The sequence below is a fragment of the Shewanella algicola genome, from assembly GCF_014648035.1.
Taxonomy (GTDB): Bacteria; Pseudomonadota; Gammaproteobacteria; order Enterobacterales; family Shewanellaceae; genus Shewanella; species Shewanella algicola.
The window spans coordinates 1-1210 of the sequence record NZ_BMQI01000138.1 but is presented as its reverse complement, the minus strand read 5'-3'; the positions used below and the strand labels follow the sequence as shown (position 1 = coordinate 1210).

Genomic DNA, 1210 nt, shown 5'->3' with positions numbered 1-1210 from the left:
TAGGAACTGATTTATCAGCTCCAGCACGCTGCCGTCAGTGACTCGCTTTCTGATACTCCTCAAGATAAGCTCATGATCGAGCTTATCAAAGCACTTTGACAAGTCCATATCCACGACATGTTGCATGTCGTAACGACGGATAAACATCGTGGCTTTGTTGATGGCATCGTGACAACTTCGGTTCGGCCGGTATCCAAAACTCGATGGATGGAACTGCTCTTCGAAGATGGGGGTTAAAAGGTCATTCAGGGTTTGTTGGACAACTCTATCCCGTACTGTCGGGATGCCGAGCAATCTCACTCCACCACCTTCTTTCGGGATTTCTACCCGTCTTACCGGTTGTGGCTTATATTGCTTGGTTTTGAGTTCAGAGAGTAGCCGATCAAGGTTATCACTTAGATTTGAGACGAAGTTGCTCAGGCTCTGCCTATCTATTCCGGCCGCGCCTTTTGCTTTCCACACCTTTTTAAATCCTTTGTATAGCCGCTCTTTACTAAGTAGATGACCATACAAGCTGTAATAAACTCTCAACTTCTTCCCTTGGGTTGTGTGCTGTGTGGGGACAAGATGCTTTCTCTTTGTGTCGGTCTGTTTCGTTCTGCTATTTAGCTTTCTAGCGCAATGGCAATTGACTAAAGTGAGTCAGAGCTACTCCCGTGTACGGTTTCTCGTTCTAGATCCTTATTCCTAAGCTTTCCAGTCCGGAATACCCCGATAGCTAATCGGCTTGTGTACCACTAAAAAAAACATCTGCTCATCACAGACTTAAAGTATACTTCCTCCCTTCGCAACACCTGACTGCTTTTGACAAGCAGGTGCTCCACCAGACACAATGCTGATGATCAGCTCAGTTTTCTCCTCCACACCATTACTGGGCTTCTCAGGCCGAGCCTTACTCACTACTACGGATTCATCTGCCACCTCACACCAACACAAATCTTGGCTTTCACCTTGAACTTGTGCTTCCGGCATTCGCCCGGATGTGATGCCAGGCTTCCCCAGTTACTGCACTGACTCCCTGTCAGAAACGCCACCCTCAAGCACTCATTAGGTCTGACTGAGTATTGGGCTTCGCGCTATTTTGCACGCTAACCCACCTAATGAGCCGAAACAGGTTTACTTACGTTGTGTGTCTCTGACTTCCTATGGCTTCCTTCAGACCCTGCCGTTGGCCAGCAACGCCCTTGCCATTCGGATTATCTTCCCCTCA

At 47.9% G+C, this 1210-nt stretch carries 1 protein-coding gene; it reads right to left on the bottom strand.

Translation table 11 applies throughout. From position 1 onward, the window contains the following. Positions 1–462, bottom strand: a 462-nt coding sequence (locus tag IEY42_RS22095; protein ID WP_268244287.1) for a reverse transcriptase domain-containing protein, incomplete at its 3' end; no start/stop codon positions are given. Positions 463–1210 lie beyond the last annotated feature (748 nt).